10 protein-coding genes are annotated in these 7,022 nt (G+C 70.2%); 5 read left to right on the top strand and 5 right to left on the bottom strand.

Annotated elements, in window-relative coordinates; translation table 11 throughout:
* On the bottom strand, positions 1-311 hold a 311-nt coding region (locus tag BN10_RS13605), incomplete at its 3' end, for a peptide chain release factor-like protein (protein ID WP_040753716.1).
* A gap of 120 nt (positions 312-431) precedes the next feature.
* Here BN10_RS13605 and BN10_RS17870 point away from each other — a divergent pair.
* From BN10_RS17870 to BN10_RS13595, 3 genes are read left to right on the top strand one after another with little or no spacing between them, the layout of a single operon-like run.
* Complete coding sequence (locus tag BN10_RS17870) at positions 432-746, top strand: LLM class flavin-dependent oxidoreductase (RefSeq protein ID WP_233354322.1); 315 nt, start codon at positions 432-434, stop codon at positions 744-746.
* Positions 695-1,165, top strand: coding sequence for an LLM class flavin-dependent oxidoreductase (locus BN10_RS13600; protein WP_010851838.1), 471 nt, complete (start codon positions 695-697; stop codon positions 1,163-1,165). Before BN10_RS17870 ends, BN10_RS13600 begins: the two co-directional genes overlap by 52 nt.
* On the top strand, positions 1,162-1,533 hold the full coding sequence (locus BN10_RS13595; RefSeq protein ID WP_010851837.1) for a hypothetical protein: 372 nt from the start codon (positions 1,162-1,164) through the stop codon (positions 1,531-1,533). The genes BN10_RS13600 and BN10_RS13595 overlap by 4 nt, the downstream gene beginning before the upstream one ends.
* On the opposite strand, the gene ligD is transcribed toward BN10_RS13595, so the two are convergent.
* On the bottom strand, positions 1,502-2,503 hold the full coding sequence (gene ligD, locus BN10_RS13590; protein ID WP_010851836.1) for a non-homologous end-joining DNA ligase: 1,002 nt from the start codon (positions 2,501-2,503) through the stop codon (positions 1,502-1,504). The genes BN10_RS13595 and ligD overlap by 32 nt on opposite strands.
* Before the next feature lie 58 nt (positions 2,504-2,561).
* Positions 2,562-2,780, bottom strand: a complete 219-nt coding sequence (locus BN10_RS13585; RefSeq protein ID WP_010851835.1) for a hypothetical protein — start codon at positions 2,778-2,780, stop codon at positions 2,562-2,564.
* 131 nt (positions 2,781-2,911) lie between these two features.
* Between BN10_RS13585 and BN10_RS13580 the strand changes: the two genes are divergently transcribed.
* Positions 2,912-3,373: an SRPBCC family protein gene (locus BN10_RS13580; RefSeq protein ID WP_010851834.1), complete on the top strand. Its 462-nt coding sequence runs from the start codon at positions 2,912-2,914 to the stop codon at positions 3,371-3,373.
* A gap of 16 nt (positions 3,374-3,389) precedes the next feature.
* On the opposite strand, the gene BN10_RS13575 is transcribed toward BN10_RS13580, so the two are convergent.
* Together BN10_RS13575 and BN10_RS17495 are read right to left on the bottom strand one after the other, a co-directional pair.
* Positions 3,390-3,650 (bottom strand): universal stress protein, encoded by a 261-nt coding sequence (locus tag BN10_RS13575; RefSeq protein ID WP_010851833.1) that lies wholly within the window; start codon positions 3,648-3,650, stop codon positions 3,390-3,392.
* 1 nt (position 3,651) lies between these two features.
* Complete coding sequence (locus tag BN10_RS17495; RefSeq protein WP_198014061.1) at positions 3,652-3,795, bottom strand: hypothetical protein; 144 nt, start codon at positions 3,793-3,795, stop codon at positions 3,652-3,654.
* Positions 3,796-4,329: 534 nt separating this feature from the next.
* Here BN10_RS17495 and pcrA point away from each other — a divergent pair.
* On the top strand, positions 4,330-6,798 hold the full coding sequence (gene pcrA / locus BN10_RS13565) for a DNA helicase PcrA (RefSeq protein WP_010851831.1): 2,469 nt from the start codon (positions 4,330-4,332) through the stop codon (positions 6,796-6,798).
* Positions 6,799-7,022 lie beyond the last annotated feature (224 nt).

Below are 7,022 nucleotides of genomic sequence, written 5' to 3'. Positions count from 1 at the left end.
GGGGGCGCGAGGGCGGCGCGGACCGCCTCGGCCATCCGCTCGCGGGCGGCGACGCGGTTGCGGTGCTGCGAGCGGTGCTCTCGGGCCGCGACGACGATGCGGTCGCCGAGAGCCGCGGTGACCCGTCGGCGTTGGGTCGGGGTGAACCCGTCATATGCCGCGAGCTCGAGCTCCAGCTCCACCCGACTGTCCGTGGTGTTGACCGACTGGCCACCGGGGCCGGGAGAGCGGGAGAAGCGCTCGACAAGGACCCCGGCGGGCACGACGAGGCCGTGGGGCACACCGGGTCCGGGAGCGATGACGAGGTCCACGCACCCATCATCGCCTCGCGGAGCGCGCTGGTCTGTGTTGCGTCCGACGGGCTCCTGCGTGGAGGCAACCACTTTGTCGGACGCAAGGCGATGCATGGACAGATGTGGGACGCTCACGTCATGACCCGCCTCGGCTACCAGGTCCCGAACTTCACCTATCCCGGAGTGGGCAGCGACGGCCTCTTCGAGGCGGTGGCCGCGCAGGCGGTCGAGGCGGAGGAGAGCGGCTTCGACACGGTCCTCGTGATGGACCACTTCTACCAGCTGCCCATGCTCGGCGCGCCGGACAACGCGATGATCGAGTGCTACACGCTGCTCGCCGCGCTCTCCCAGCGCACCTCGCGGGTGGGGAGCGACCCAGCCTCGAGGGCACGTGGTACTCCGTGCACGATGCGATCAACTCCCCGGCACCCGTTGGTCGCATCCCCGTCATGATCGGCGGGGGTGGCGAGAAGAAGACGCTGCGGATGGTGGCGCAGTATGCCGACGAGTCGAACATCATCTGCGCCCCCGACGAGATCCCCCGCAAGCTCGCGGCCCTCGACGAGCACTGTGAGCGGCTCGGGCGGGACCGCTCGCAGATCACCGTGACCTACCAGACCAGTGCGGTCATCGCCCCGACGAAGGAGCAGGCGCAGGCGGAGCTCGACGCGGCTGTCGCGGCGATCCCCGAGCTCGCGGCGCGTGCCGGAGGGGTCATCCTCGGCTCACCGGACGAGGTGCGCCCGATCTACGAACGCATCCTGGCCAGCGGCGTCGACGGCGTGACCGTCAACCTCCCCGCCAACGGGCACGTCCCCGGCCGCGTCGCCCTCCTCGGCGAGACGCTCGCCCCGGTGGTGAACCGCTCATGAGCGAGGCGATCTACGACATCGAGGAGCAGTGGCAGGCCGTCGAGGCCGGTCTGCTCGAGGGCGAGCAGCTCGTCGCCGTCTACGACGCCAAGGATGCGGGCACCGGGTTCATCGGCCTGACCGACCTGCGCGTCGTCCTGCAGGACGAGTCCTACGTCGGCGGCCGGGTGGCCCTGACCTCGATCCCCTACGGAGGCGTCCACGCGGTCTCGCTCGTCGCGAACAAGTCCTTCCTCGGCGGCTACGTCGAGGCCGCGACGGTGTCGATCGGCATCTCGGGGCACACCTACGAGGTCGAGCTGCGCGGCCACGACAAGGCGCGCCACGTGCACGACGTCATCCTCCACTACGCGGCCCGCGCTCACTGACCGTCGGGTCGTCCGGCGGCTCCTCGTCGCCGGCGGCCTCGTCGCGGTCGGCCCACTCGAGCAGGGGCGTGATGTCGAAGACGTGGTCGTCGATGTCGGTCATGAGGTCCCCGAGCTCGGCAAAGCGCGCCGGCATCGTCGCGATCGTGAAGTCACCCGGCTCGGCCGTGTCGATCTCGTCCCAGCGCAGCGGCGCCGACACGCGACCCTCGGGCGTCCCGCGCACCGAGTAGGCCGCCGCGATCGTGTGATCGCGCGCGTTCTGGTTGTAGTCGACGAACACCGCGTCGGGGCGGCGGTCCTTGCGCCACCAGGTCGTCGTCACGTCGTCGGGCAGTCGCCGCTCCACCTCGCGCGCGAACGCCAGTGCGGCCCGGCGCACCTCCTTGAAGCCGTGCTCCTGCCGGATCCGCACGTAGACGTGCATCCCCTTCCCGCCGCTCGTCTTCGGGAAGCCGACCGCGCCGAGTTCGTCGAGCACCTCGTGGGCGACGTGCGCGGAGCGCCGCACCGCGGCATACGAGGCGTCCGGCATCGGATCGAGGTCGATGCGCCACTCGTCCGGCATCTCGAGCTCGGGGCGACGGCAGTTCCACGGGTGGAACTCGACCGTGCTCATCTGCACCGCCCAGACAACATCGGCCAGGCGCGTCACGCACAGCTCGTCGGCGTGCAGCCCCCACCGCGGGAAGAACAGGCGCACGGTCTCCACCCACGGCGGCGCACCGCGGGGCAGCCGCTTCTGGTGGACCTTCTCGCCGTCGACCCCGTCGGGGAAGCGGTGCAGCATGCAGGGCCGCTCCCGCAGCGCATTGACGATGCCCGGGCCGACGGCCTCGTAGTAGCGGGCGAGGTCGAGCTTGGTCTCGCCGCGCGCCGAGAAGTAGACCCGCTCCGGGTTGGAGATCCGCACGTCGAAGCCGTCGACATCGAGGATGACCGGCTCCCCGAACTCACCCTTGCGCGCCATCACCGCAGCGTATGCCGTGCGGCCGGCCGGGTGGCTGCCCGCGGCATACGCTGGCGATTCAGCTCGTGCCGGAGGCGCCCCAGCGCTCGCCCATGAGACGCGGGACGAGCAGGAGCACGAGGAAGAGCAGGCCGACGACGACGGCGCCCCACATCAGCCAGGTGCCCGTCGAGTCCTCGCCCCACAGGGTCGACCCGAAGGCGACCCCCACCCCGTAGACGACGGCCACGATGGCGACGATGGCCTGGCGGGTGCGCAGTGGAAGTCCGAATGTCATGGCGTGCCCCAATCCCCGTGGGGTGCCCCCGACGAGAGCCCCCGCTGTCGCTGACAGCGCGAGTCAAGCGCACGGACGTGGCCCGTGTCACGCACGCCGGTGCGTCGTGACCGGACCGTTAGGGTTGCCCCATGACCGAGCAAGTGACCGTCCAGCGGCTCATTCCCGCCCCCGCCGAGGCCATCTTCGACCTCCTGGCCGACCCCGGGCGCCACCACGAGATCGATGGCTCCGGCACCATCGTCGGGGCCCGGTCCGCCGGGGAGCGCCGGCTCGCGCTCGGGGACAGCTTCGGCATGGACATGGACTGGGGCGTGAACTACGCGACGAAGAACGTCGTCGTCGAGTTCGAGGAGAACCGGCGGATCGCCTGGCAGACCCTGGCCCCCAAGCCGCTGTCCTACGTCCTCACCGGCCGGATCTGGCGCTACGAGCTCGAGCCCGTCGAAGGCGGCACGATCGTGCGCGAGACCTGGGACACCCGCCAGGAGGCGTTGCCGAGCCGCTACGTCGTGCGCGCGACGTTGACCGACCTCACGCGACGCAATATGGAGAAGACCCTCCAGCGCATCCAAGACGTCGTCACCGCCTGAGCGGACGGCCCCAGGGCTACGAGGGCGACACGTCCTCGGGCACCTCGAGCTCGTCCACCGGGTCGACCGGACGCACGATCAGCACGTCGCAGGTGGCCTTCTTCGTGACCTCCTCGGCCGTCGTGCCCAGCAGGCGTCCGGCGAGGGAGCGGTCGTGCACCGCCCCCATGACGATGAGGTCGGCCGACCGGTCCTGGGCCGCCTTGACCAAGGCCTGGGCGGGCTCGCCGTCGATGAGCAGGGCCGCCGACACCGTTGCGCCCTGGGCTCGGGCCACCTCACCTGCCCGCGCGAGGGCCAGGTCTGCGGCCGCCCCACTGCATGACGAGCGCGGCGATCCCCAGGAAGACGCCAGCGAACATGATGGCGTTGTTGGGGTTGTCGCCGAGCAGACCGGAATAGACGAAGCCGAAGGTCAGCAACTGTGTTGCTCGCGTCGAGCAGCCACAGCAGGAGGACGGCCATCCAGACCGCCGCGCAGCACGAACTTGCTGTCGTGCTGCCACCCGTTGTTGGCGTTCGTCGTGCTGGTGTCGGGGAGTAGCCGTCGATCTGGATGCCGGGCACACCGGTCGGGTTGGTCGTCGCGGGCGCGTTGGGGCCGTTCCAGTCGGCGCGGTTGGTGTGGCCGCTGACGAGCGTGCCGGCCGTCGTCAGGTCGTCGAGGCAGGCCACCTTGATGGTCTCCGCACCCTTGCCCTTCACCTTGTCGACGCGGGCGCAATGGCCGGCTGCAGGCTTGTCGGCGGCCGCCGGGGAGGCCGTCGCGAGGGCCAGCCCGAGGGCGAGGTCGGTGGTGGCGGTGGCGGCGAGAAGTCGGTGGGACGACCGTGGCTGGCGCATGGATCCGTTCAGCCGGGTTCTGGCCGGTGAGGTTGTGTGTGCAGCCCACAGAGTTTGGGGTATGCCGTGGTGCCACGTCGCGGTCGGTGGTGGGACGTAGGGTTGAACGCGACATGAGCACCTTGTTCGACGGCCTGCACTTCGGCGATGACCCCCACGTGGACGACGCGACGCGCACGAGCGCGCACGCGGCGATGGTCAATGCGGCGGGGGTCCCTGACTGGGCCCTCCACGGCTCCGGCGAGGGGCCCGCGGAGGGTGCTGCGCGGCATACCGCAGCATGGGGGGCGACCAACCCCGACGCCCTCCTCGAAGGCCTCAACCCCGAGCAACGTGAGGCCGTCCTCCACGAGGGGAGCCCGCTGCTCATCGTCGCCGGCGCCGGGTCGGGCAAGACGCGGGTGCTGACGCACCGGATCGCGCACCTGCTCGCGGCGCGTGGGGTCCAGCCCGGCCAGGTGCTCGCGATCACCTTCACCAACAAGGCCGCCGCCGAGATGCGCGAGCGGGTCGAGCAACTCGTCGGTCCGCGGGCGCGCGCGATGTGGGTGATGACCTTCCACAGCGCGTGCGTGCGGATCCTGCGCCGCGAGGCCGCCAAGGTCGGCATGAAGTCGACCTTCTCGATCTATGACGCCGCCGACAGCCAGCGCCTGATGGCCATGGTCATGCGTGACCTCGACCTCGACCCCAAGCGCTACAACCCGCGGTCCTTCACCCACCAGGTCTCCAATCTCAAGAACGAGTTGGTCGACGAGGAGTCGTATGCCGCGGGGCTGGGGGAGAGCGCCACCCACCAGGAGCAGGTGCTCGCCGAGGCCTACTCCGCCTACCAGCGGCGGCTCCGGTCGGCCAACGCGCTGGACTTCGACGACATCATCATGACGACTGTGCACATCCTGCAGGCCTTCCCTGATGTCGCCGAGCACTATCGGCGGCGCTTCCGGCATGTCATGGTGGATGAGTACCAAGACACCAATCACGCCCAGTACCAACTGATTCGCGAGCTCGTCGGCGGCGCCGCGGGGGAGGCGCGGGACCCTCACGCGGTCGCGCCGAGCGAGCTGGTCGTCGTCGGTGACGCGGACCAGTCGATCTATGCCTTCCGCGGGGCGAGCATCCGCAACATCGTCGAGTTCGAGCAGGATTATCCGGATGCGCGCACGATCCTGCTCGAGCGCAACTACCGATCGACGCAGACCATCCTGTCGGCGGCCAACGCGGTCATCGCTCGCAACGAGGGGCGTCGCCCCAAGCGGCTGTGGACCGAGTCGGGCGACGGCGCGCCGATCGTGGGCTACGTCGGCGACAACGAGCACGACGAGGCGAGTTTCGTCGCGCGCACGATCGACCGGCTCGGTGACGAGCACGGCGTCAAACCCGGTGATGTCGCCGTCTTCTACCGCACCAACGCGCAGAGCCGCGCGTTGGAGGAGGTCTTCGTCCGGGTGGGGCTGCCCTACAAGGTCGTCGGCGGCACCCGCTTCTACGAGCGGCGCGAGGTCAAGGACGCCCTGGCCTACCTGCGGGTCCTGTCCAACCCGGCCGACACGGTCAACCTGCGGCGGATCATCAACGTGCCCAAGCGCGGCATCGGCGACCGCGCCGAGGCCTGCATCGCAGCGCTCGCCGACCGCGAACGCATCACCTTCGTCGAGGCGCTGGGTCGGCCCGAGGACGCCCCGGGGATCGCGACGCGGTCGGTCACCTGCATCAAGGGATTCACTGCGCTCCTCGAGGAGCTCGGAGCCATCCGCGACAACGACGAGCTCGGGGTGGCGGACCTGCTGGAGGCAGTCATCGAGCGCTCCGGCTATCTCGCGGAGTTGCGCGCCAGTCATGACCCGCAGGACGAGACCCGGGTCGAGAACCTTGCCGAACTCGTCGCTGTCGCAAGGGAATTCGACGACGCCCGCGCCGAGACCGGCGAGGTCGCCCCGCTGGAGGACTTCCTCGAGCAGGTCTCGCTCGTCGCCGACGCGGACGAGATCCCGGATGCCCCGGATGCCGAGGGTGCGGAGATCGCCGATCGGGGGGTCGTGACGATGATGACCCTGCACACGGCCAAAGGCCTGGAGTTCCCGGTGGTCTTCCTCACCGGCCTCGAGGACGGCACTTTCCCGCACCTTCGCTCCCTCGGGGACCCCAAGGAACTGCAGGAGGAGCGCCGCCTGGCCTATGTCGGCATCACGCGGGCGCGGGAGCGTCTGCACCTGTCACGGGCGGCGGTGCGGTCGGCCTGGGGCGCACCCCAGTACAACCCTCCCAGCCGCTTCCTCGACGAGATCCCCTCGACCCTGGTGGCCTGGGAGCGAGAACTCAGCGGCGCCGCCGCCATCGGGCGACGTGACCAACGGCCCGCGGTCGCCACGCTCGGCTCGCGGCCGGGGGTGCGCTCGCCCGGCAATCGCCCACCGATCCATCTGGTCAAGGGTGACAAGGTCACCCATGACTCCTTTGGGCTCGGCACGGTCATCGACACCCGTGGCGACGGCGACAAGGCCCAGGCCCAGGTCGATTTCGGCGGCGAGACCGGCGTCAAGTGGCTGCTCTTGCGCTTTGCGCCGCTCGAGAAACTCTGACCGCGCCGTCCACGGTTGCAGGGTCCGGGTCCGGGTCCGCGCGGCGGGGCTCATCCCCATTTCTCAACCCGATTCGTCGGTCGGTCGGGAGCCGGGGGCTTCGGGTCCCCATTTCTCAACCCGGTTCGTCGGTCGGGCGGGAGCCGGCCACCCGGACTCGGTGCGCCAGCATCACGGCGGGCGCCCGCGGCATACGAACTGGGTTGGGAAATGGGCAGGTGAGG

It is taken from the genome of Phycicoccus elongatus Lp2, from assembly GCF_000367525.1.
Lineage (GTDB): Bacteria > Actinomycetota > Actinomycetes > Actinomycetales > Dermatophilaceae > Phycicoccus_A > Phycicoccus_A elongatus.
This window is presented reverse-complemented; position numbering and strand designations above follow the sequence as displayed.